This window comes from Nocardiopsis camelliae (genome assembly GCF_028993595.1).
Classification (GTDB): domain Bacteria; phylum Actinomycetota; class Actinomycetes; order Streptosporangiales; family Streptosporangiaceae; genus Nocardiopsis; species Nocardiopsis dassonvillei.
In genome coordinates, this window is sequence record NZ_CP118614.1 from 5,875,962 (window position 1) to 5,899,432 (window position 23,471).

Annotated in this window: 19 protein-coding genes; 8 read left to right on the forward strand and 11 right to left on the reverse strand. The window is 74.3% G+C overall.

Annotation, left to right across the window (positions count from 1 at the left end; translation table 11 throughout):
- Positions 1 to 7: 7 nt before the first annotated feature.
- On the reverse strand, positions 8 to 1,069 hold the full coding sequence (locus PV789_RS25615) for an SdiA-regulated/phytase-like domain-containing protein (protein ID WP_274974921.1): 1,062 nt from the start codon (positions 1,067 to 1,069) through the stop codon (positions 8 to 10).
- Positions 1,070 to 1,161: 92 nt separating this feature from the next.
- Between PV789_RS25615 and PV789_RS25620 the strand changes: the two genes are divergently transcribed.
- Positions 1,162 to 1,887: a 3-keto-5-aminohexanoate cleavage protein gene (locus PV789_RS25620; RefSeq protein WP_274974922.1), complete on the forward strand. Its 726-nt coding sequence runs from the start codon at positions 1,162 to 1,164 to the stop codon at positions 1,885 to 1,887.
- A 103-nt stretch (positions 1,888 to 1,990) separates the two neighbouring features.
- On the opposite strand, the gene thpR is transcribed toward PV789_RS25620, so the two are convergent.
- From thpR to PV789_RS25640, 4 genes are all read right to left on the reverse strand, one after another.
- Positions 1,991 to 2,581, reverse strand: coding sequence for an RNA 2',3'-cyclic phosphodiesterase (thpR, locus tag PV789_RS25625; protein WP_274974923.1), 591 nt, complete (start codon positions 2,579 to 2,581; stop codon positions 1,991 to 1,993).
- A 199-nt stretch (positions 2,582 to 2,780) separates the two neighbouring features.
- Entirely contained in the window at positions 2,781 to 3,647 is an 867-nt protein-coding gene (locus PV789_RS25630; RefSeq protein ID WP_274973384.1) for an IS5 family transposase, read from the reverse strand.
- A gap of 89 nt (positions 3,648 to 3,736) precedes the next feature.
- On the reverse strand, positions 3,737 to 5,152 hold the full coding sequence (locus tag PV789_RS25635) for an MFS transporter (RefSeq protein WP_274974924.1): 1,416 nt from the start codon (positions 5,150 to 5,152) through the stop codon (positions 3,737 to 3,739).
- 169 nt (positions 5,153 to 5,321) lie between these two features.
- Positions 5,322 to 6,776: an NCS2 family permease gene (locus tag PV789_RS25640; protein WP_274974925.1), complete on the reverse strand. Its 1,455-nt coding sequence runs from the start codon at positions 6,774 to 6,776 to the stop codon at positions 5,322 to 5,324.
- 280 nt (positions 6,777 to 7,056) lie between these two features.
- Here PV789_RS25640 and PV789_RS25645 point away from each other — a divergent pair, with 280 nt between their 5' ends.
- Positions 7,057 to 7,311 carry a DUF2530 domain-containing protein gene (locus PV789_RS25645; protein ID WP_212642635.1) on the forward strand — a complete coding sequence of 85 codons (255 nt, stop codon included), beginning with the start codon at positions 7,057 to 7,059 and terminating at the stop codon, positions 7,309 to 7,311.
- 54 nt (positions 7,312 to 7,365) lie between these two features.
- The gene (locus PV789_RS25650; RefSeq protein ID WP_274974926.1) at positions 7,366 to 8,862 is read left to right on the forward strand and encodes a DUF7059 domain-containing protein; all 1,497 of its coding nucleotides are present in this window, start codon (positions 7,366 to 7,368) and stop codon (positions 8,860 to 8,862) included.
- A gap of 83 nt (positions 8,863 to 8,945) precedes the next feature.
- Here the strand turns inward: PV789_RS25650 and PV789_RS25655 are convergent, their stop codons facing one another.
- Positions 8,946 to 9,569, reverse strand: a complete 624-nt coding sequence (locus tag PV789_RS25655; protein WP_274974927.1) for an SRPBCC family protein — start codon at positions 9,567 to 9,569, stop codon at positions 8,946 to 8,948.
- 15 nt (positions 9,570 to 9,584) lie between these two features.
- The gene (locus PV789_RS25660; protein ID WP_274974928.1) at positions 9,585 to 9,938 is read right to left on the reverse strand and encodes an ArsR/SmtB family transcription factor; all 354 of its coding nucleotides are present in this window, start codon (positions 9,936 to 9,938) and stop codon (positions 9,585 to 9,587) included.
- A 67-nt stretch (positions 9,939 to 10,005) separates the two neighbouring features.
- On the opposite strand from PV789_RS25660, the gene PV789_RS25665 reads away from it, so the two are divergent.
- A complete protein-coding gene (locus PV789_RS25665) occupies positions 10,006 to 10,878 on the forward strand; it encodes an MOSC domain-containing protein (RefSeq protein WP_274974929.1) in 873 nt (290 codons plus the stop codon).
- Positions 10,879 to 11,014: 136 nt separating this feature from the next.
- Here PV789_RS25665 and PV789_RS25670 read toward each other — a convergent pair whose 3' ends face one another.
- The 4 genes from PV789_RS25670 to PV789_RS25685 all read right to left on the reverse strand — a co-directional run bounded on the left by PV789_RS25670 (position 11,015) and on the right by PV789_RS25685 (position 17,380).
- Complete coding sequence (locus tag PV789_RS25670) at positions 11,015 to 14,308, reverse strand: sacsin N-terminal ATP-binding-like domain-containing protein (protein ID WP_274978255.1); 3,294 nt, start codon at positions 14,306 to 14,308, stop codon at positions 11,015 to 11,017.
- 306 nt (positions 14,309 to 14,614) lie between these two features.
- Entirely contained in the window at positions 14,615 to 15,370 is a 756-nt protein-coding gene (locus tag PV789_RS25675; RefSeq protein WP_274978256.1) for a DUF3027 domain-containing protein, read from the reverse strand.
- Positions 15,371 to 15,643: 273 nt separating this feature from the next.
- Positions 15,644 to 16,027, reverse strand: a complete 384-nt coding sequence (locus PV789_RS25680) for a cold-shock protein (RefSeq protein ID WP_274974930.1) — start codon at positions 16,025 to 16,027, stop codon at positions 15,644 to 15,646.
- Between the two features lie 567 nt (positions 16,028 to 16,594).
- Positions 16,595 to 17,380 carry a hypothetical protein gene (locus tag PV789_RS25685; protein ID WP_274974931.1) on the reverse strand — a complete coding sequence of 262 codons (786 nt, stop codon included), beginning with the start codon at positions 17,378 to 17,380 and terminating at the stop codon, positions 16,595 to 16,597.
- Positions 17,381 to 17,544: 164 nt separating this feature from the next.
- Here PV789_RS25685 and PV789_RS25690 point away from each other — a divergent pair, with 164 nt between their 5' ends.
- From PV789_RS25690 to PV789_RS25705, 4 genes are all read left to right on the forward strand, one after another.
- Positions 17,545 to 20,148 carry a helicase-associated domain-containing protein gene (locus PV789_RS25690; protein ID WP_274974932.1) on the forward strand — a complete coding sequence of 868 codons (2,604 nt, stop codon included), beginning with the start codon at positions 17,545 to 17,547 and terminating at the stop codon, positions 20,146 to 20,148.
- 251 nt (positions 20,149 to 20,399) lie between these two features.
- Entirely contained in the window at positions 20,400 to 20,867 is a 468-nt protein-coding gene (locus tag PV789_RS25695) for a CD225/dispanin family protein (protein WP_274974933.1), read from the forward strand.
- A gap of 453 nt (positions 20,868 to 21,320) precedes the next feature.
- Positions 21,321 to 21,584: a hypothetical protein gene (locus tag PV789_RS25700; protein WP_368045805.1), complete on the forward strand. Its 264-nt coding sequence runs from the start codon at positions 21,321 to 21,323 to the stop codon at positions 21,582 to 21,584.
- A gap of 169 nt (positions 21,585 to 21,753) precedes the next feature.
- The gene (locus PV789_RS25705; protein ID WP_274978257.1) at positions 21,754 to 23,400 is read left to right on the forward strand and encodes a DNA repair helicase XPB; all 1,647 of its coding nucleotides are present in this window, start codon (positions 21,754 to 21,756) and stop codon (positions 23,398 to 23,400) included.
- Positions 23,401 to 23,471: the final 71 nt, after the last annotated feature.

Below are 23,471 nucleotides of genomic sequence, written 5' to 3' on the forward strand. Positions count from 1 at the left end.
GTAGGGGTCAGCCCCGTCGGGCCAGCAGGACGATCGCGACGATGACCAGTGCGGCGACCGCGCCGCCGCCCACGATGAAGGGCAGCGCCCCGCGCGTCTCGGGCTCGACGGTCCCGCCCTCCCCCCCGGGCGACTCCTGCGCGGCGACCTCCCGCACCGGGGGCTCCTCGGCGAGGTAGCGGTCCTCCAGGGGAATCCGCCAGACCGGTGCCCCGGGCCCCTCGGTCCCGGCCATGAGGGCGGTGCCGTCGGGGGTGAAGGCGACGGCCTCGCCCTGGTCGGACTCGGGCAGGTCGAAGGCGCCCAGGGAGGATCCGGGCACCCCCTCGGTGGCGTCGTAGACCGTGGCCCCCCAGTAGGTGCGGACCACGTAGCGGCTGCCGTCCGGGCTGAAGGCGGCGTCGGTGGCGAACAGGGGCGCGGAGTCGATCCGCTCCAGGACGTGCCCGGCCCCGGGTTCGAGGTCCTCCGGCGCCGCGTACAGGCCGCCGGAGAACTCCTTGGAGACCACGTACATCCGGCCGTCGCGGGGGTCGACCATCAGCGACTCGGCGTCGCGTCCCCCGTCCTCGTAGGTGAAGGTGAACACCTGCGGGTCGACCGCCGTGTCGGCGAGTACCTCGGGTTCGGGGAAGCGGTGGACGCTGACGTCGGGCCAGCCCCCGTTGAAGTTGTCGCCGATGTCGGCCACCAGGACCGACGGCGTCCCGTCTGGAGCCTCGGCGACCGTGATCGCCTCCCAGTCGCGGCGGTCCAGGTTCAGCGTGACCGTGGCGAGCGTGCGGCCCTCCTCGTCGACCGCGTACACCTCGTTCAGGTGCTCACCGCTGTCGTTGTGGGTCCACCACACGCCTTCGTGCAGCAGGGAGGGGGCGATTCCGCTGGATTCGGAGATCTTCGGGTCCTGGAACTCGAAGGCGATCTCGGAGCCCTCGGGCCCCTCGCCTCCGCGGGGGTAGTCGACACCACCGGTGCCGGGGTCGCTCGGGTCCTCGGGGAAGGCCAGGGCAGGGGCGGCCGGGAGGGTCGCGAAGAGGGCTGCGGCGGCAAGAACGAGCGGAGTTCTCATGACCGACATCCTGCCAGGGAACGCCACGGATGGCTTGTACCCGTGCGGTAACGGGCACATTGGGCTTACGGAGCGCCGTTAGGAGGGCACCCATGAGGATCGTCGCCTGTCTCAACGGGGACCGCCGCCCCGGAGCGCACCCCGCCCTGCCCGTGTCCGTCGACCAGGTGGTGGCGGACGCGCACGCGGTGGTGGCGGCGGGCGCGACCGAGCTGCACCTGCATCCGCGCGACCCCACCGGGGCCGAGTCGCTGGCGCCCCAGGTGGTGGGCCCGCTCATGGAGCGGCTGCGCGCCGACGGGCCGCGGGTGCCGGTGTCGCTGACCACGTCGCTGTCGGCGGAGTCCGATCCGTGGCGGCGCTACGACCTGGTGCAGCGCTGGGCCTCGTCGGCGCTGCCGGACTCGGTCACCGTGAACCTGCACGAGGCGGGCTCGGTGGATCTGGCGCACCTGCTGGAGGACCGCAGGATCGGGGTGGAGGCCGGGGTGTGGACGGTGGAGGCCGCGCGCATCCTCGTCGCCACGAAGCTTCGGGTGGCGGCGGTCCTGGTGGAGCCCACGCAGGTCGCGGTGGAGGACGCCCGGCGCAACGCCGAGGCGATCTGCTCCCTGCTGGACCGGGCGGGGGCGAACCAGCCGCGCCTGTTGCACGGGGCCGACGCGACGGCCTGGCCGATCCTGGAGTCGGCGGTGGCCTCGGGCTACGACATCCGGATGGGGCTGGAGGACACCATGCGGCTGCCCGGCGGCGGGGAGGCGCACGACAACGCGGACCTGATCACGCGCGCGGTGAGCCTGGCCGCCGCATCCGCGTGACCGGGCGGTCAGCCGACGAGGGCGCCCAGGAGCACGAGGAGCATGATGCCTCCCAGAACCACGGGCAGCAGCCAGCGCTGCTTGCGGTTGTTGGTGAGCATGCTCATGACGCGCTCCGCTCAGGAGGTCGGGTGGGGTCCGCCTCCCAGCCTAACTCCCAGGTCCGGACGGTTCGGTAGCGGTCCTCCCGCTCCGGCCTGCTCTCCACCAGGTGCGCCTCGCGGACCCGCCACCTGCGGCCGGGCAGTGCGCCCAGCGCGTCGGCGGTTCCGGTGAGGTCGCGCGCGGGACGGCTGCGGGCCACCGTGATGTGCGGCACGTAGGCCCGGTGTTCGACGGGCACGCCGACCCCCGCGGCGGCGGCGCGCAGTCCGTCGGCGAGGGCGCGCAGGGACGCGGTGTCGCCGCCGAGCCCGGCCCAGAGCACGGAGGCGCGGCGGAGGTCGCCGGGGAAGGAGCCCCAGCCCTCGGCGGTGATGCGGAAGGGCCGGTGCGCGCGGGCCTCCCGGCCGAGGGCGTCGTCGAGCGCGGGCAGGAGGGCCTCGTCCACCTCGCCGAGGAAGACCAGGGTGAGGTGCCACTCGCCGGGATCGGCCCAGCGCAGGCCGGGGGTGTGGCCGCGGCCCCGGTCGACGGCCCGGCGCAGCGCGTGCGCCGTGTCGGGGGGCGGGTCCAGTGCCGCGAACAGTCTCATGGCCCCCATTCTGCCCGGGGGCCACGGTCCGCCGGGGGTCTGCGGGCCCGTTCCACGAGGGTCGGCCGGAGCCGCGCCGGGCCCGCCGGTCCGGCGGCGGTGACACGGGCTCCGAAGAGCAGGGACGGCCGTCCCGGTCGTGCCCCGAGGACGGCGGGGCACGACCGGGAGTCTCAGTGACTGTTGGGTATGCGGGTGATTACACGGCCTGGTCGGCAGAGCGGTTGCTCCACCGCTCGCTCTGACCGGCCAGCCGTGTGGCCATCAACCGGATCATCGCGAGCTTGACCATGGCCTCCGAACCCGTGGTCAGACGTTCGTAATCGCGCGCCAAACGGCGGTTGCGCACCAACCAGGCGAACGTGCGCTCCACCACCCACCGGCGCGGCAGCACCTGAAACCCCCTGGCGTCGTCGCTGCGCCGGACGATCTGCACCACTAACCGGAACGTCTCATACGCCCAGGTGAGCAGGCCGCTGTCGACCTTGTTCGCGTACCCCGCGTCAGCCCATACCAGCCCCACCGTCGGGAACCGGGCCGCCAAGGTCTCCAAGACCCGGCGCCCACCGGGGCGGTCCTGGACCGAGGCCGAGGTCACCGCGACCACCAGCACCAACCCCAACGTGTCCACGACCAGGTGGCGTTTGCGGCCCTTGGTGCGCTTGCCCGCGTCGTAGCCGCGGTCGGTACCGCCCTCCCCGGTCAGGATCGACTGGGAGTCCAACACCGCCGCCGAGGGGTCCCGATCGCGGCCCGCCTCCTCGCGGACCCGGGCGCGCAGGGCGTCGTGGATCCGATCGATGGTGCCGTCGGCCCTCCAGGTGCGGTACCACCGGTAGGCGGCGTCCCAGGGGATCAGGTCGTGGGGGATCATCCGCCACTGGCAACCCGAGCGCAGCACGAACAGGATCGCGTTCCAGACCAGCCGGTCGTCGTATTTGCGGGGTGCTCCGCCTTTGGCTTGGTCGCGGACGGGCATGAGGGGCTCGATCACCTCCCAGACGGGGTCGGAGAGGTTAGAGGGGTAGCATGGGCGGGCGTCCCCGCCGGACTTGCATCTGCACACACAGCGCAATTCTGGCGGGGATGTTCTGTTCTCCCGCCAGCGACCCGGGCCGGTCACCTCACGCAACCACCCGCATACCCAACAGTCACTCAGGCGCGGGTGACCGTGTCCGGCCGGGTCCCGTCCTCGTCCGGGACGAGGCGGACCCGGGTGGAGCCGTCCGGGAGGCGCTCGGCGTCCACCCGCTCGCGCTCCGCCTCCGGAGCCTCCTCGCGCTCGCTCGCGTTCTCCGCGGTCCCCTCCTCGGCGGCCTCCGCGTCCGCGGAGGGACGCCGCCCCGGGAGCACGTCGCGCGGGCGCACGCCCTTGGCCCGGAAGAGCAGGGCGGAGATGACCGTGACGACCACGAGGGTCACCGCGCCGCCGATGACCAGGCTCGTCTCCGGGCCGAAGGCGTCGGCGAGCAGGCCCACCACGGGCGCGCCGATGGGCGCCACACCCATGAACACCAGCAGGAACATGCTCATGACGCGCCCGCGCATCCGCGGGTCCACGCTGAGCTGGAAGGTGGCGTTGAGCGTGGTCACGTACGTCATGAAGGCCACGCCCATGGGCACCAGCACCAGGACGAACGGCACGTAGCCGGGCATGAGCCCCGCGACGACCTGGAGCGCGCCGAAGGCCAGCGACCCGATCAGCACCAGCCGCAGCCGGGGCCGGTCGCGGCGGGCGGCCAGCAGGGCCCCGGCGAGGGCGCCGACGGCCAGGAAGGCCGCGGCCACGCCGAACGCGTCGGCCCCGGCCTCGAACACGTTGTTGACCATCAGCGCGATCTGGTTCTGGCTGTTGGCGCCGAAGAACTGCGTGGCGGCGGCCAGCACCAGCAGCAGGACCAGGTCGCGCCTGCCGCCGATGTAGCGCAGCCCCTCCCGGATCTGCCCCTTGCCCCGGGCCACCCGCTCGGTGGGGTTGAGCTCGGAGGTGCGGATCATCGTCAGCGCGAGGATGGTGAACCCGAACGACGCGCCGTTGATGAGGAAGACCGGTCCGCTGCCGATGACGGCGATGAGCAGACCGGCGACGGCCGGACCGGTCACCCGGCCGAGCTGGAAGCTGGCGCTGTTGAGCGCGATGGCGTTGGACAGGTGCTCCCGGTCGACCATCTCCGGGACGAAGGCCTGCCGCCCGGGGTTGTCGAGCACGGTGATCAGGCCGAGCCCGAAGGCGAACAGGTACACGTGCCAGACCTGGGCGGCCCCCGCGGTGGCCAGGATTCCGAGGCCGACCGCGAGCACGCCCATGGCGGCCTGGGTGCACACCAGCAGCCTGCGCTTGTCCAGCCGGTCGACCAGTGCCCCGCCCCACAGCCCGAAGAGGAGCAGCGGCAGGAACTGGAGGGCGGTGGTCATGCCGAGCGCGATGCCGCTGCCCCCGCTGAGCTGGAGGACCAGCCAGTCCTGCGCGATGCGCTGCATCCACGTGCCGGGGTTGGACAGCAGCTGGCCCAGGGCGTACAGCCGGTAGTTGCGGTTGGCCAGGGACCGGAACATGGCGATACGCCGCATCAGTCCCTCCCCGCGAGCGCGTGGGGAGGGACTGATGCGGCCATCGGCGGTCGGCTTCGATCCCGGCCGGGTGGACAAAGCGGGCAAATAAGTAAACGGTGTTGACTCATCACTGGAGTCAACACCGTCCACCGCCGCCGGAATTCCCGGACGGCCGGAAAGCCGTGCCTCAGCTGATCAGGGCGTTGATCGGCGCCTCGGCGAAGTGGACCAGGAAGACCAGCGAGATCAGCCACAGCAGCGGGTGGACCCGGCGCCCCTTGCCCGTGACCAGGCTGACGAAGGCGTAGGTCAGCAGGCCGAACCCGATGCCGTTGGCGATCGAGTAGGTGAAGGGCATCATGATGATCGCCATGAAGGACCCCAGGCCCAGCGCCGGGTCCGTGAAGTCGATGTTGACGACCTGGACCATCATCATGAACCCCACGATCACCAGCACCGGCGTGGCGGCCTCGAAGGGCACCAGGTTCACCAGCGGGGTGAACAGGGTGGCCAGCATCATCAGGACGCCGGTGACGATCGGCGCGATGCCGGTGCGGGCGCCCTCGCCGACGCCCGCGGCCGACTCGGCGTAGATGGTGGCGACCGAGGCCGAGCCCAGACCGCCCAGGACCGTGCCGATGGAGTCGGCGGCCAGCACCTCGCGGGAGCCCCGGATGTTGCCGTCCTCGTCGGCCAGGTCGCCCTGGTGGGCGACGCCGACCATGGTGCCCATGGTGTCGAAGAAGTCGGCGAGCAGCAGCGTGAAGATCAGCATGACCACGGTGGCGATGCCGATGTCGGCCCAGCGGGAGAACACGTCGAGACCGCCGTCGGCGAACATGCCGACGAGTGAGAAGTCGGGGACCGCCACCACTCCCCCGCCGGTGGACAGGGTCGGGACCGTCAGGCTCCAGCCGAGGCGGTTGTCGCCGCCGCCGAACAGCGACTCCACGAGGAGGGCGACGGCCGTGGAGACGATGATGCCGATGAGCATCGAGCCCGGCACCTTGCGCACGTACAGCGCGACGGTGATCAGCAGGCCGATGACGAAGATCAGGATCGGCCAGCCCTGGAGGCCGCCGTTGCCGAGCTGGACGGGGGTGCCCTCACCGGCCTGCACGAAACCGGCGTTGACCAGGCCGACCAGGGCCAGGAAGAGGCCCACTCCGACGGCGATGGCGACCTTGAGGCCGGGCGGGATGGCGGCGAAGACCGCGGTGCGGAACCCGGTGAGCACCAGGATCAGCAGCAGCACGCCCTCGATGATGATCAGCAGGAAGACGTCGGACCAGGGCATGACCGGCGCGATGCCGTAGGCGACGACGGCGTTGAGCCCCATGCCCGCCGCGATCGCGAAGGGGTAGCGGCTGACCACGCCCATGAGCACGCAGGAGATCGCGGCGACCAGGGCGGTGACGGCGGCCACCTGGGGGATGCCCAGGGTCTCTCCGTTGACGTCCTCGGCCGTACCGATGATCAGCGGGTTGAGGACGACGATGTAGGCCATGGCGAAGAAGGTCGCCAGACCGCCCCGCACCTCGGTGCCGAAGGTGGACCCGCGCTCGGAGACGCGGAAGTAGCGGTCGAGGCGGCCCGACGACGTCTTGCCGGTGCCGCTGGGGGATGGACTTGGAGTTTTCACGTCGTCAGCCTGACCTGGTCGTACTTACTGGACAAGAAGGATTCTGCGTCAGATTAGTTGCATGTTCACACAAGACCGACCACGCGTTTCCCTGGTTTTTCGTAGGAAAGACCATAGGGCCGGAGGATCGGCTTTTCGGGTGTGACGAATCCGTCCCCGCCCGGCGGGGCCGACCGGGGCGCGCCCGCCCCCTCGCCGGTGTGCGCGCCGCCTCCCCCGTGCGCACCGCCTTCCCCGTGCGTGCAGACCCCGCCCCGCGGTGAGCGGATAGCCTGGAACCGTGCGCAAACCTCGTCAGCCCGACCCGGACGTCCACGAGAGCGACTACCGCGTGCCCGCCGCGATCGGCACCCTGGCGTGGACGGTGGCGCTCGTGGTCCTCATCGCCATGGGCGACGGGCTGCCCGCGTCCGAGCGCTGGTGGATCGGCGTCTGCGTGACCGGCATCGTGCTGGGCGTGTTCGGGTTCCTGTACATACCCCACCTGCTGCGCAGGCGCTCCGACGCCGCCGACCGCCGGGCCGACCACTCCTGACCAGCCCCGGGCACCCCCCGGCGGGGCACCGCGGTTCTGCCCGATAATGGGCGGGTGTCTGAGACGAGATTTCCGCGCGGTCTGGCCGAGCGACTCCGCGGCATCCTCATCGACGCCGACTACACCGTGTCCGGCGTCCGCGACCGCCTCGGCGACGCCGCCGCGCGCGCACTGGCCCGCGAGGAGCTGGTGCCCGCCCTGCGCGCCACCGGCGGCGACGAACGGCTCGGACTGCTGCTGCGCCTGTGGTGGCTGCGGTCGTCCATCCCCGCGCGCGCCGCGCGTTCGATCCTGCCCGTGGACGAGCTGGCCGAGGCCGGGCTGGTCACCGTGGAGGAGGGCGGTAGCGGGCCCGTCGTGCGCGCCCTGGTGCACCTGGGCCCCTGGGAGCTGGAGGACGGCAGGCCCGGGTTCGTGGTCTCCGACCCCAAGGTGCGCCCCGGCAGCGGAGCGGTCCCCTCCCCCGACCACGTGGTGGGCGCGGGCGGCGCCTCCTCGACCCTGTCCCAGCTGATCGTGGACGGACCGGTGGAGCGCGCCCTGGACGTGGGCACCGGCTGCGGGGTGCAGGCCCTGCACCTGGCCTCGCGGGCGCGCGAGGTGGTGGGCACCGACCTCAACCCGCGCGCCGTGCGCCTGGCCGGGATCAGCCTGGCCCTGTCCGGGGTCACCGACGCCCGCCTGGAGCAGGGTTCGCTGTACGAGCCGGTCCGGGGTGAGCGCTTCGACCTGATCGTGTCCAACCCGCCGTTCGTGATCACCCCCGACTCCTCCCGGTACACCTACCGCGAGTCGGACCTGCCCGGCGACACCGTGTGCGCCGAGCTGGTCCGGCAGGCCCCGGCGCACCTGACCGAGGGCGGCTGGTGCCAGATCCTGGCGAACTGGGTGCACCGCGACGGCGACGACTGGGAGGACCGGGTCGGCGGCTGGGTGACCGGGACCGGGTGCTCGGGCTGGGTGGTCCAGCGCGACGTGCAGGACCCCGCCGAGTACGTGGAGCTGTGGCTGCGCGACTCCTGCGAGCACGGCACCCCCGAGTACACCCGCCGCTACGACGCCTGGCTCGACTACTTCGAGCGCGAGGGCATCAAGGGCATCGGGTTCGGGTGGATCTGCCTGCGCAACGACGTCGCCCAGGACGCGACCGTGCGCGTGGAGGAGCTGCGGCACGAGATCGAGCGGCCCGTGGGCCCCTACCTGCCCGACGTGGTGGACGGGGCGATGACCGCGCTGCGCCTGACCGACGCCGCGCTGCTGTCCGCGCACGTGGCGCTCGCGCCGGGCGTGGTGGAGGAGAGGGTGGGCCGCCCCGGCGCGCCGGACCCGGAGAAGATCCTGCTGCGCCAGCGCGACGGCCTGCGGCGCGTGGCCCGCGTGGGGACGGTGGAGGCCGCCCTGGCGGGGGTGTGCGACGGCACCATGCCGGTGGGACCGCTGCTGGACGTCATCGCCGAGCTGATCGGCGAGGACCCCGCGCTGGTGCGCGAGCGCACTCCCGACGCGCTGCGCACCCTCATCGCGGAGGGGTTCTTCCGGGTGGCCCGCTGACCGGGGCCGCCCGGGCGGGCGGCCCCGGCGGGCTCAGGCGGCGACGGTCCCGGCGGGCCCAAGCTCCGGGCGCCCCGGCGGGCTCAGGCCCCGGGCTCGGCCGTGAAGAAGGCCACGGTCCGCTCCGCCGAGGCCCGGGCCTCCTCCGGGTCGGCGCCCGCGGCGGCGTGCGCCTCGCCCCACAGGCGTCCGCTCAGCTCCATGAACCGGCGGGCCTCCTCCGTCCTGTCCCAGCCCTCCGTCTCCGAAGTCACGTCGGCCCCCGAGACCAGGTACGGGCCCAGGCCGAGGAGCCCTGTCTCCCAGCCGATACCGGTGGCGCCGGGGCCGTACTGGGCCCAGAAGTCGTTGATCGGCGCGAAGTGGGTCAGCGCGAAACGGGTCCGCCCGTCCGACAGCGCGGTCAGCCTGACCTCCACGTCGCTACTCTCCCCGCCGTACTCCCACGTCAGGCGGAAGGAGTTCGGCGGGTCGCACGAGAGCACCCGGCCCCCGGCGTTGCTCTCAAGCTGGTAGGTGCCGCCATCGCGCAGGTCGCCCGTGACCGGCATGAACCACCGGGGGATGCGCTCGATGTTGGTGCAGGCGTCCCACAGGTCCCCGATCGGCGCGTCGTAGTCCCGGGTCAGCGTGACGGCGGCGTCGCCTCCGGTGCCGTCGAGTTCGACCGTGCGGCCGACCGCGTCGATCTGCTTGCGAACGTCCATGGTGTGCTCCCCTTGCTAGCGGTCCCGCCCCTCGTCGGCGGGCCCTCGGCGTTGGCGCCTTCCCCGGGCCAGCTCGGTCTCCAGTGCCATCAGGTGCGGCTCCCAGCGGGCGGCGAAGCGCCGCAGCCAGGCGTCCACGTCGCGCAGCGGCGAGGGGTCGACGGTGTAGAGCCTGCGGGTGCCCTCCCTGCGCACGGTGGCGAAGCCGTTCTCCCGGAGCACGCGCAGGTGCTGGGAGACGGCGGGCTGTGAGATGCCGAACTCGGCCCGTACGACCTCGGTCAGCTCGCCGGAGGAGTGCTCACCCTCGTTGAGCAGCTCCAGCAGGCGGCGTCGGACGGGGTCCCCGAGGACGTCGAAGGCGTGCATGACCTCACCATATAAGTAATTGCGCATATAAGCCAGTATTGATCTTTCAATGCGCTAGCGTTCTCCCATGGTCCGAATCGAGGAACTCGTCCACTACCCGGTCAAGGGATGCGCGGGCACGTCCGTGCGGACCGCCGAGATGACGTCCGCCGGTATCAGGCACGATCGCACGTTCATGGTGGTCGACGACGCCGGGGGCTTCCGCAGCCAGCGCAACGACCCCCGCATGGCGCTCGTCCGCGCGGGGATCAGCGCGGACGGCGCGCGCCTGGACCTGGGATGGGGCACCGGCCCGGGGGCGGACGGGTTCGCGCCCCTGGAGGTCGAGGTCGACCCCGGGGGCCCGCGCCTGGACGTGACCGTGCACTGGCAGCCGTTCGTCGGCGTGGACCAGGGCCGCGAGGCCGCGGAGTGGCTGTCGGAGGTGCTCGGCGCGCCCAGCCGCCTGGTGCGGGTGCCCGACGACCACGACCGCCGTGTGGGCGGGCTGACCCCGGGCACCAGCGCGTTCGCGGACAGCACCGCGGTGCTGATGGCGTCGCTGGCCTCCCTCGACCTGCTCAGCGAGCGCATCCTCGCCCGGGGCGCCGAACCCGTGCCGATGAACCGCTTCCGGCCCAACGTCGTGGTGTCGGGCTGGGCCGAGCCGCACACCGAGGACCGCGTCCGCGCCCTGCGCCTGGGCACCGCGGAGCTGGGCTTCGCCAAGGTGTGCGTCCGCTGCGTGGCCACGACGGTCGACCAGGCCCGGGGCGCCAAGGCGGGGCCCGAGCCGCTGCGCACCCTGGCGGACTACCGCCGGGCCCACGGCGGTGTGGCCTTCGGCGCCAAGTTCGCCGTCACCCGCACCGGAACGCTGGCCGTGGGCGACGAGGTGGAGGTGCTCGCCTGGGAGGACGCCCGGGACGGGGACGCGGACCTGGCGCGCGCCCCGGCCTGAACACCGTCCGCCGCACCCGCCGGGTGCGGCCGAGGGGCCCCGCGCCCCCGGAACCGGGGGCGCGTCCTCCGTCGTCGGGCCGGGACCGGAGACCGGTCGCGGCCTCCGGGCGCTCCCGCGGTCGCCGGAGAGGGCCTCAGTCGTCCAGGTCGGCCTCGGCCAGCAGCCGCGCCGCCGCCCCCGGCTCGCGCAGCGCGTCGGCCAGCACGTGCCTCCTGGACCACTGCCCCGCGCGCCAGCACAGCGCCCGGGCCAGACCGTCCGTGGTCGAGGCGTGCGCCGAGCCGTCCGCGACGTACCACTCCACCTCCACCCCGTCCACCGTGAGCGTCTGGTGGTGCAGGTAGGTGCGGTCGGGCTCCCCCGCCGGGTCGAGGAAGAGGTCCGCCTCGTCCGGCACCTGGCGCATCTGCCCGGCGGACCCGACCCTTCCCGTCACCGCCTCGCTGGCCAGGTCCAGGTCGAGCACGTCCGCCACGGCCTCGGCCGCCTCGGCCGGGGCGAGCACCAGGGCCCGCTCCTGCTCCTCCAGCAGCGGCAGCAGGTCCGGGGAGTCCACCACGACCGCGTCCTCGGCGTCGGCCACCACGATCGACCCGCCCCGCACGGCCCGCACGCGGGAGGGCGGGGTGACCAGGTCGGCGTCCACCCCGGCCAGGGCGGCCCACACCCTGCGCAGCGACGCGCGGTCCACGTGCCGCTGGGGGTCGGCCAGCCGGGCGAGCAGGTCGTCCGCGCCGTCCGGGTCCGCCAGCACGTCCTCCAAGGTGGTGCGCACGCCCAGCGCGCGGGCGAACTCCGGGTCGACGTCGGCGCTCACCTCGTCGTACAGGCCCACCAGGGCGGGGTCGGCGTCCCCGAGCCGCAGCCCCGCGGGCGCGCTCCCGCCCAGCAGGGCCCGCGTGCGCAGCCACCAGGCGGTGTAGGAGGGCACGTCCGTCACGCGGCCGTCGGGCAGCAGCACGCGGGCGGGGGCGGTCACCGCCTCGCGCAGCGGCCCCTCGGCGAGCATGGCCAGGGCGCGGGGCCACTGCTCGTCGGCCACGTAGTCCAGGTCGGCGACGCACACCAGCTCAGGGACGACCGGCGGCAGCTCCGGGTCGCCCACGCGTTCGAGGACCTCGTCGGCCCAGTCCTCCAGGCCGTCCGGGCCCTCCTCCCCCGCCGCGCCGTCGAAGACGGAGGCCAGGTCCTCGCCCAGCGCGACCTCCTCGGCGCGGACCGCGGTCAGCTCCCACAGCGCGCCGACCGCGCGCAGGACCCCGGTCCCGTGGCGTTCCACCAGGTCCGGGTGCACGGTGCCGAAGGGGGCGTCGTCCACGAGGAGGTCGGCCAGGGGCGCTCCGGGCACGAGGAGCTCGGCGGCGACCGAGTAGCCGTCCTCGTCGTCGCGCAGGGCCAGCTCGGAGAGCCAGGGCACGTCGGCGGAGCTGATCCCCGAGGCGGCGACCAGGCCGAGCACGGCCTCGGCCACGGGTTCGGGGTCGTCGGCGTCCAGGGAGGCGCGGACGGCGGCCTCGGTGCGTCCGTCGCGCAGCACGGTCGCGGCACTGGCCTCCACCGCGCCCAGGCGGTTGAGGAGGGGGTGGACGGCCCCGGGGTGCACGACGCGCACGCCCAGGGCGGCCAGGGCGTCCAGGGGACCGCGCTCGCCCCGGTCGCCCCCGTCTCCTTGTCCGTCCCAGGTGTCCTGGCCGCTCCGGTCGTCCCGGCTGCCCCAGCCGTCCCGCCCGTCCCGGTCGTCCCAGCCGTCACGCTCGTCACCGCGCGCGCCGTCGGCCCCCGCCCAGTCCTCGGAGGGCACCAGCAGCGAACGGGGGCCGCGCACGAGCCTGCCGTCGGCCAGCGGGACGGGCAGGGCGCCGAGTTCGCCCAGGTCGGCGCCGCCCCTGCCCGCCCGGTCCAGGGCGGCGTAGAGCGCGACCCACCAGTGCGGGGGCCGGTCGGTGTCGGCGAGCAGGTCGGCGACGTCGGCCAGCCCGAGGCGGTGCACGCGCAGGGCGGCCAGCGCCGGGTGGCGCGGGCTCCAGCCCCCGGGCAGCAGCGGGGGGACGAGCTCGGACAGGACGCGGACGAGGTCGGCGGCCGGGCCGTCGGTCCCGCCCGGTCCCCCGGTGTCGAGGAGTACCGCGTCGCGCGGGGCGACGGGCGCACCGGCCGCCGTCACCAGGAACGGGGTGTCCTGGAGGGGCTCGGCCACGCGGGCGCGGAAGACGGCGTCGACGGCGCCGCCGCCCACACGGGTTCCGGGCACCAGGTCGAGCGACGCCCGGGGGTCGAAGCGCCGCAGCAGGGCGCAGTAGGCCTCGGCGGCCTCCATGAGCAGCAGGTCGGTGGCGGCCCCGGGCTGGACCGCGCGCCGGTCGCTGCCCAGCGGGAAGGTGCCGATGAGGACGGCGGGCAGGTCGAGTCCGGTGTCGGTGGGCGTGGGCGCGTGGACCACGGGTTCGACGTCGGCGGGCAGGGCGGCGACCGCGCCGTCCTCGTCCACGGGGACCGCCCAGGTCAGCGACCACGACGTGCGGTCGCGTTCCTCGGTGGGCCGGTCGGCGAGCAGGGCGGGGTCGAAGGAGCCCGAGCGTTCGAGGGTCCGCCAGAGGGTGGTCCGGGTGCCGTCGCCGTCCAGGTGCGCGGTGACCAGGTCTGCCGTTCCGGCGGCCTCCTCGCGGGTGAGGACGCGTTCGGCGCCCTCGACGTCCACGCGCACCTCGACCAGGCCGGGCAGGGCGAGCAGGAGCGCCTCGCCGGTCCGGTCCAGGAGTTCGCGCACCCGGTCACGCGCGCGGTCGTCGCGCAGCACGAGGGTGACGACGGTGTCGTAGCCCCCGGAGTTCTCTCCCGTCCCGGGAACCTCGGAGATCCCACGGCGGGCGGCCTCGGCGGGGAAGGGCAGGCGCAGCATGGGCACGTGTCCGGAACGGTGCTCCACCTCCTGCGCGAGGCCGCCGTGGGCGCCTTCGCCGCCCAGCAGGTCCGTGACGGCGGCGCGGGCGGCCTCGGCGCTGAAGCGGACGGCCGAGCCGCCGGAGTCGACGGTGACGTCGTCGCTGAGCGCCGCCACCGCGGAGAAGCCCACGCCGAAGCGTCCGGCCGAGCCCTGATCGCCGCGCTTGGTGGAGGCGCGCAGCGTGGCCAGCGACTCCACGCCCTCGGCGGTCAGGTGGGCGCCGGTGTTGGCGGCGGTCAGGCGTTGGCCGGTCAGCGCCAGGCGCAGTCGTCCCGGGACGCCCGCGCGGCGGGCTGCGTCGGCGGCGTTCTGGGCCAGTTCGACCACGACCCGGTCGCGGTAGCCGCCGAGCGCGAAGTCCTCCTCCGCGTTGGCGTCCTCACGGAAGCGCGCGGGAGCGTCGGCCCACGCGGCGAGGACGCGTCGGCGCAGCTCGGCGGTGTTGTAGGGATCGGCCACCGAAGCGGTCAGCGGCTCGGCCATGGCGGTTTCCTCCTGCGCTGCGGGCACGCCCGGCACGGTGCACCCGGGGCGGGATCGGATGCGGTAAACCGACCCTAGCCCACCGGGGCGGAGGGCCGGGGCCGGACCGTGCGGCGCGGCGGCACGGCGGCAGGAGGAGGCGGGTTCCGGTCCGGACGGCTCCGGGGCGCGGCGGCCCCGGACACAGCGGCGTACACCGGTGCCGGACGGCACAGGCGCACGCCGACGTCGAACGGTGTCGGCGTGCGCCCGCGTCAGGCAGCGTCGGCGTACGCCCGCGTCAAACAGCGTCGGCGGGCGTCCGCGTCAAGAATCGGAGGAGACCAGTTCCAGCTCGGCGGTGTCGTCGAAGACGATGTGGTCGTAGCCCATCTCGTCCACGACGGGCTTGACCGGATCGTTGCGCGTCTCGGGGCGGCGCACCTCGGAGTGGGCTCCGCAGCCGTGGTCCATCGAGACCACGCGGCCGTCGTCGGGGGCGTACTCGTTGGTGCACACACCGAACATCTGGCGCAGCTCACCGGCGAGCGGGGTCATGAAACCGCAGGTCAGGCAGCGCGCGGGCGCGGCAGTCGCGATCGGGCTGCGCGGGCCGCCCTCGCCGTTGTACCAGCGCTCGGCGGCCTGCTCGCGTCCGAACTCCGAGAGCACCTGGCGTCGGCCCAGGCCCAGCTCCCAGATCGCCTGCCGGTCCTCGCCCTCGGCGTCCAGCTCGCTGTCGGGCACCTGGGCGTAGCCGGGGACGAGCCGTTCGTCGTCCTCCTCGGCGGGCAGCAGGTCGCCCACGCCGAGGTCGCCGGGGCGCAGCCGTTCCTTCCAGGGCACCCACTCGGGCGGGGCCAGGGCGTCTTCACCGGGCAGCAGAACGACCTCGTTCACCGTGACCTGTTTGGCGCGCGAGGCGCGGACCACGGTGACGGCGTAGTTCCACCCCGGGTAGGCGGGGTCCAGGCAGGTGAAGAGGTGAGTGACCAGGCGGGTGTCCTCGACCTGGGGGGCGAGGTGCTCACCCACCCACTCGGGTCGCCCGACCTCGGCGGCCACCGAGCGAGCCAGCTCCACCGCCTCGATACATGCCTTGTCCGGTACAGGAGAACGTCGAGTAGGGCTCACGCCCCCATTCTCACTGATCGCGAGCACCGATTTGACCATAACGAGGGTCAAGGTTCGCCCGATACATCCTCCGGAACCCGTCTCGGGCCCGTGACCACCCGGGCACCGGAGGCGCCGGACCGGGCCGGGGCGGACCGGAGCGGGCCCGGGTCCCGGAGGGGACGGGTTCCGCGGCCCCGCCCCCGGGCGCCCCGTCCCCGCGCCCGGGGGCGCGACGGCCGCTCAGGCCTCCAGGTCGTCGGCGACCACGCGCAGCACGGAGGCGATCCTGGCCGCCTCGCGGCGTTCGGGGTGGCGTCCCCGGCGGTAGCCGTTGGACAGGCCCTCCAGCAGCTTGATGAGGTCCTCGGTGATCACCACCATCTCGTCCGGCTTCTTGCGCCGCGCCCGGGCGACCGAGTGCTGGTCCTCCAGGAGCTTGACCTGGAGTGCCTGGGCGCCCCTGCGGCCCTCGGCCACGCCGAACTCGACCTTCTGGCCGGGTCGCAGCGACGTGGTTCCCGGAGGGAGCGAGGAGGAGTGCACGAAGACCTCACCGCCGTCGTCGCGGGTGAGGAAACCGAATCCCTTGTCGCCGTCGTACCACTTGACCTTGCCGGTGGGCACCTGGGGACCTCATGCTTTCGCTGGCGGGCGTGCCGGGAACGGGTCGCGGGCGGGCGCGGTGGGGTCCGCGCCGTCCGCACGTTGCCGGGACACCCCTGGTTCTTCCACGGGTGCCTCCAAAGTAATGCCCGGGGACTCACCGGCGCGAGGGCATAAACGGCCGCCGGTTCCCACGCGTCCGGCGGGGCGGGGCCTCCCGGACGCGGGGCGGGCCCGGACACGTCGAGGAGGCCCGGATGCGGATCATCCGGGCCTCGCGGCGCCGACGGCGGCCCCTCACCGCTGGGTGCGGAGTGTGGGACGGGACTCGGCGGAGACACGGGCCGCCCCGGCTGCTGTGGCGACCGGGCTGGAGGCCGGGTCGCCGGTACTGACGCGACCGCCTGCAGCGAAAGAGGCGGTGTACCGACATGACTACCCGAATCCGTGTGTTCGGACGCGCGGTAACGGGCCGACCGGAAAAGGTTATTCCCCAGCGTTTGCCAAGCAATGACCAGCGGGAGCAGGCCGTTGAACTGGGAGAACACCGAACGCGCCCCGACACGGCGCACGGCCGCGCGCACGTGCTCAGCGCGGCGCCGCGTCCCGCGCGGACGGCGTCGGGCGCGGGAGCCGGGAGTAGAGGTAGACCGCGCACACCAGGGACGCCACGCCGAGGCCGATGACCCCGGTGGAGGTCAGGGACTCCTGGACGTACTCGTCGATGAACTCGGCCTCGCCGCTCCACAGGGCCATGCCGAGCGCGCAGGAGAACAGCGGCAGTCCCACGCCGATCCACTTGTCCCGGGCGGGCCACACCTGGCTGAGCAGGATCAGGGCCGCCCCCAGGACCCACAGGAAGGCCAGGTCCCACCACCAGGGCGCGGCCAGCAGCAGCAGGAGCAGGGCCGCGGCCTCGGGCGGGTGGCGGCGCAGCACCGCCACCGGCCCGGACCGGTCGGCCCGGCCGCCGGGTCCGGGCCGGTCGCCGCGGTCCGCGCGGCGGCCCCGGACGCGCATCTCCGTCTGGCCGGGCCCCTCCAGCAGGGACCTGAGCCCGCGGTCGGGGCCGCCCCGCCAGGGCGGCGGCGGCCGGTCGGCGTGGCGCGGCCTGGAGGGGATCAGCTCGTCGTCCTCGACGTCGAGGTCGCGGCCGTCGAGATCGCGTGCCACCAGGTCCCGGGGCGTGCCCAGACCCCTGAGGATGCCCCGGACGGTGTCCGCGTCGTCTCCCGCGGCGGCGCGGCGCGCGTCGATGCGCGAGCGCACTCCGGCGAGGTAGGCGGTGCGTTCCTGCGCGGTCATGCGACCGTACAGCTCCAGGCCGACCTCGGACAGATAGTCCAGTACCAGTTGTTCCGAGCGCTGGGTCATGTCCCCATACTGGCTCAGGTCGACCTGGCTTTTAAGCCCTACTTCCCAGTTTCGGTCACCGGATTTCCCTCGGATACGGTCTACGACGGTGTGACGGAGGCAGTCGCGGAAGCCACAGGGGAAGGACGCGAACACCGGGGCCCCGATCGCTTAGCGTTGAACCGATGAGCGACAACGCACCACCCGACGGGCGCGGACCGGGCACGGGGAACCGCACGGCCCCCGCGTCGGGCCGTCCCCCCACGTTCACCTCCTGGCTGCGCGGCCGGTCGGACGACGCACTCGTCGCCCTGCTGCGCGCCCGCCCGGACCTGGCCCAGCCCGTCCCCGCCGACATCGGCGCGCTCGCCTCACGGGCCACCACCCGCAACACCGTTCTGCGGGTCCTGGAACGGCTGGACCGGTTCACGCTCCAGGTGCTGGAGTCGGTGGTGGCGCTCGGTGACGACCGGTTGTCCGAGCCGGTGGGGGTGTCCGCCGCCGAACTGGCCGACGCGCTCGGACCGGTGGGCGGCCGCGGGGCCGACCGGGCGGACGGGACGGCGGACCCCTCGGACGGCGTCACTGTCGGCGGACGGGCCGCGAAGGCGGCCGACGGCGCGGGCCCCGCCGCGAGCCCGGGCGGCGGTCCCGCCGACGCCCGCGCCGGTGCTCCGGAGCACGACACGGTGGACGGTCCGGTCGGCGAGGCCCTGGACACCCTGCTGCGCTTGGCCCTGGTCTGGCCCGACCGGGGGCGGCTGCGCCCCGTCCAGGTGCTGCGCGACCTGCTCCCCCGGCCCGCCCAGCTCGGCCCGCCCGCGCGCGTGCTGCTCGCCGCGCTGCCGCACGGCGCCGTCAGGAGGCTCGCCGACGACCTCGCGCCGGACGGCGGCGGGGACGCCCCCGTCGAGGCGGTGGCCGCCGTGCTGTCCGACCCGCCCGGCCCGGTCGGCGACCAGGCCCGGCGGCTGCTGGACAGCATGGCGTGGGGGCCGCCGCACGGGACCGTCTCCGACGCCCGCCGCGAGGTCACCCTGGCCACCGCCGCCTCCCCGGTCGAGGAACTGATCGCCCGAGCCCTCCTGCTGCCGAGCGGCGACGACACCCTCACCCTGCCGCGCGAGGTGGGGCTGCACCTGCGTTCGGGGCGGCTGTTCCGCGAGGTCACCACCGCGCCGCCGCCCTTCGAGGGGACCGCGCACTCGGCCGAAGCCGTGGCACGGGCGGCCGCCGGGCAGGCCTTCACGGTGCTGCGGGCCGTCGAGGAACTCCTGGAGCACTGGTCGGAGGACCCGGCCGCGGTGCTGCGCAACGGCGGTCTGGGCGTGCGCGACCTGCGCCGCGCCGCCCAGACGATGGACACCGACGAGCCCACCGCCGCCCTGTTCGTGGAGGTCGCGCACGCCGCCGGGCTGCTGGGCGCCGACGACCGGGTCGAGGGCGAGTGGCTGCCCACCCGCGAGTACGACCTGTGGCGGGAGCGCGCGCCCGCGCACCGGTGGCTGCGGCTGGCCTCCGCCTGGCTGGAGTCGGACCGCGTGGCGTCGCTGAGCGGGTCGCGCGACTCGGGCGGGCGGATGCGCAACGCGCTCGGCCCGGGCCTGGTCCGTCCGGCCGCGCCGCAGGCCCGCCGCGACCTGCTCACGGAGCTGGGCACCGCGGAACCGGGTCTGGCCCCGCTGCCGGACTCGCTGTCGGCGCGCCTGTCCTGGCGGCGCCCGCGCCGCCAGTCTCCGGTCTACGCCGAGCTGGTGCGGGCGGCGGCGGCCGAGGCGGCCGCGCTCGGCCTGACCGGGCGCGGCGCTCTGGCCGACCACGTCCGGCCGCTGCTGGACGGCGACGAGGAGGAGGCGGCGCGCGTCCTTGGCGGGGAGCTGCCCAAGCCGCTGGACTACGTGCTGGTGCAGGGCGACCTGACGGCCGTCGCGCCGGGACCCCTGGTGGCCGAACTGGCCCGTGAGCTGGCCCTGGTCGCCGACGTGGAGTCCACCGGCGGGGCCACGGTGTACCGGTTCACGGAGGGGTCGGTGCGGCGGGCGCTGGACGCCGGGCGGGGCGTCGCCGACATCACCGCCCTGCTCGAACGCCACTCGCGCACCCCGCTCCCCCAGGCCCTGCGGTACCTGGTGTCGGACGTGGGCCGGCGGCACGGACGGCTGCGCGCCGGTTCGGCGTCGAGCTACCTGCGCTGCGACGAGCCCGCGCTGCTGGAGGAGCTGGTCAGCGACCGGCGGGCCGACGACCTGGGGCTGCTGAGGCTGGCGCCGACCGTGGTGGCGAGCCGGTCCACCCGCGCGGCGCTGGTGGAGCGGCTGCGGCAGCTGGGGTACCACCCGGTGCCCGAGGGCGGTGACGGGGCGATGCGGCTGAGCCGCCCCGAGGTGCGCCGGGCCGACGCGGCGGACACGGCGCCCCCCGTCACGGACGGGTCGGTGACGTCGCGCGAGCTGGCGGCCGCGGCCGTGCGGGCGGTGCGCGCCGGGGACGAGGCCGCCACGGCGGCGCGCACACCGGTGCCGCTGCCCGAGAACGGCCCGCCGGGGTCGCGGTCGGCGGCGGTGCTGGAGGTGCTCGCGGGAGCCGCCAGGGACGGCCGGAGGGTGTGGATCGGCTACACCGACACCGACGGCCGACAGGTGAGCCGGATCGTGGAGCCGTCGGGTGTGGACGGGGGCTTCCTGACCGCCTACGACGCCACCCGGGCGGCGGTGCACCGCTTCGCCGTGCACCGGGTGACCGCCGTGGCCGAGCTGGACCCGGAACCGCGGGAGGAAGCGGGGCGGTAGGGGCGGGCGGAGCCGCGCCGGCCCGCCTGTCCGGGAACGGAACACGGCGGGAGGCCCCGCACCAGTCGGCCGACCCAAGGACGGGACACGGCGGCGGGAGGCCCCCGCGCGGGCGGACCGCGCCGTCCCGACGCCGTCGCCCCGGACGGCGACGGCGTCGGGGGCGCACCCGGGTTCCTCATGATCGGCCCGGAGGCGGAGGGCTAGTCTGGAACCGAGTTGGTCGACCCACCGACAGCGAGAGAACCCCCATGAGCAACGCATCGCTGCCCCCCGGGGCATCGTCCCCCCGTGAGCAAGGACGCGACGACGACCGCGAGCGCCGCAGGGCCCGCACCCCCGAGCGCGGCGGGGGGCGCGGGGTCGGGAGCGACCGCCGCGACGACCGCGAGGACCGCGACGACGAGCGCGACGGACCCGACGCACGCCGGACGGCGATCGGGGCCAGCAGTTCGACGATGGCGCTGATCCTGCACGCCCTGACCTTCCTGTGCTGCATGAACTGGCTGTTCGGCATCGCCGGGATCGTCTTCGCGGTGCGGGCCGCCCACGCCCGCGACCGGGGGCGCGCGGTCCAGGCCGAGACGCTCACGCGCTACTCCTGGTACTGCCTGGGCGCGGCCGGGGTGATGCTCTTCGTGATGCTGGTGCTGACGCTGGTGATGTTCACCCAGGCGGGCTCCTGGATCCAGGGGATCGTCCCGGTCACCAACTACTGAGCCGTGTTTGGCGGACGGGGCCACCGGGCACCGCGTCTGCACGGAACGTGGGCGACCGGCGGCGACGGCGCCGGGAGCGGCACGAGGCGGGTCCGGCAGGCAGGGGGAGGGGGACGAACGGTGATGAACGGCGGAGGCGGCCCGAAGGCCTTCTGGGAGAGGAAGCACGGCTACACACCGGGGTCCGCGCACGGGGGCGGCCCGGGGCGCCCGGCGTCCTCGGCGCCGTTCCGGCTGCCCGGGGGACCGGGTTCGCCGGGGCCGGCGGGACCGGTCGGTGCTCCGGGCGCGCCGGGACCGGTCGGTGCTCCGGGCGCACCGGGGCCGTCCGGTCCGGGCGGGCACGCCACGGGTTCCCTGCTGGGAAGCGCCTCGCCTCCGGCGGCGCCCTCCGGAATGGTTCCCCCCGGGACGGTTCCTCCGGCGGCCCCTCCCGCCCGCGTGGGCGGAGCCGTGGCCGCGCTGGTGGTGGCCGTCCTCAGCGCGGCGGCGTCGATCCTGATGATGTACCTGGGCTTCTGGTTCTTCCTGCTGGCGGTGAACGTGCCCGGGGTCTGGTTCGGCATCGCGACGCTGCGCAGGCTCCCCGACCCCGAACGGGTGGAGCGGTACATCCGGTACACCTGGACCTGCAACTTCGCCTTCTTCGCGCTGTTCGTCCTGTTCCTCGTCCCGGTCGTCGTCCTGGCCATGGTGATGCTCCTGTTCGCCTCCTGACCGGAGCCAGGCCGACCCCCTCCCCCTCTCCCCGCTGTTCGCCCGGCCCGTGACCGCCGTCCCGGCCCGGACGGCCCGGGAGGACGGGGGCGCGGGCCCCGGGCATGATCGGAGGCCCGGATGCGTTGCACCTGTGGCCGCCCCCGCTCCGCGAGATTGAAGGTCCGTGTTGTCCTGCCTGATCGTCCAGTCCGACAAGACGCTCCTGCTGGAGGTCGACCACGAGCTGGCCGGCGAGTGCCGCCGGGCCATCGCCCCCTTCGCCGAACTCGAACGCGCGCCCGAGCACGTGCACACCTACCGGATCACACCGCTGGCCCTGTGGAACTCCCGTGCCGCCGGACACGACGCCGAGCAGGTCGTGGACGCGCTGATCCGGTTCTCCAAGTTCCCGGTGCCGCACTCGCTTCTGGTGGACATCGCCGAGACGATGGACCGCTACGGTCGGCTGCGGATCGTGGGCGACCCGCGGCACGGACTGGTCCTGGAGTCCTCCGACCGCGCCGTGCTGGAGGAGGTCGTCCGCGCCAAGAAGCTCAAGGGAATGCTGGGCGAGCGGCTGGGCGAGGACTCGGTCGCCGTGCACCCGAGCGAGCGCGGCAACCTCAAGCAGGCGCTGCTCAAGATCGGGTGGCCCGCCGAGGACCTGGCCGGGTACGTGGACGGCGAGGCGCACCGGATCGACCTCGCCCAGGACGGCTGGGAGCTGCGCGGCTACCAGCAGGAGGCCGCGGAGAGCTTCCACGCGGGCGGGTCCGGCGTGGTGGTCCTGCCGTGCGGCGCGGGCAAGACCGTGGTCGGCGCTGCGGCGATGGCCATAACCGGGGCGACCACGCTCATCCTGGTGACGAACACGGTGTCGGTGCACCAGTGGAAGACCGAGCTGCTGCGGCGCACCTCGCTGACCGAGGACGAGATCGGCGAGTACTCGGGCACCCGCAAGGAGATCCGCCCCGTCACCATCGCCACCTACCAGGTCATGGCGGCCAGGCGCAAGGGCGTGTACACGCACCTGGAGCTGTTCGACGCCCGCGACTGGGGCCTGGTCGTCTACGACGAGGTGCACCTGCTGCCCGCACCGATCTTCCGGATGACCGCCGACCTCCAGGCCCGGCGCCGGCTGGGCCTGACCGCGACCCTGGTGCGCGAGGACGGCCGCGAGGGCGACGTGTTCTCGCTGATCGGCCCCAAGCGCTACGACGCGCCGTGGAAGGACATGGAGAACCAGGGGTGGATCGCCCCCGCGGACTGCGTCGAGGTCCGGGTGGACCTGTCGGAGGCCGAGCGGCTGGCGTACGCGACCGCCGAGCCCGAGGACCGCTACCGGTTCTGCGCCTCCTCCGAGACCAAGAACTCCGTGGTCCGGGAGATCGTGGAGCGCCACCCCGAGGAGCAGGTGCTGGTCATCGGCTCCTACATCGACCAGTTGGACGAGCTCGGCGCGTCGCTGGGCGCGCCGGTGATCAAGGGCGAGACCCGCAACAAGGAGCGCGAGCGCCTCTTCGACGCCTTCCGCTCCGGGGACCTGCGGACGCTGGTGGTGTCGAAGGTCGCGAACTTCTCCATCGACCTGCCCGAGGCCGGTGTCGCGGTGCAGGTGTCGGGGTCCTTCGGCTCGCGGCAGGAGGAGGCCCAGCGGCTCGGCCGGGTGCTGCGCCCCAAGTCCGACGGCCGCGCCGCCCGCTTCTACGCGGTGGTGGCGCGCGACACCCTGGACCAGGACTACGCCGCGCACCGGCAGCGCTTCCTGGCCGAGCAGGGGTACGCCTACCGGATCACCGACGCGGGCGACCTGCTGTCGGGCGAGGAGATCTGACCGGGGCGGGCGGTCCCGGGCGCGGCCCGGCGGGGCGCGTGCGCCCTGGGGCCGCCCGCGGGGCCCCGTCG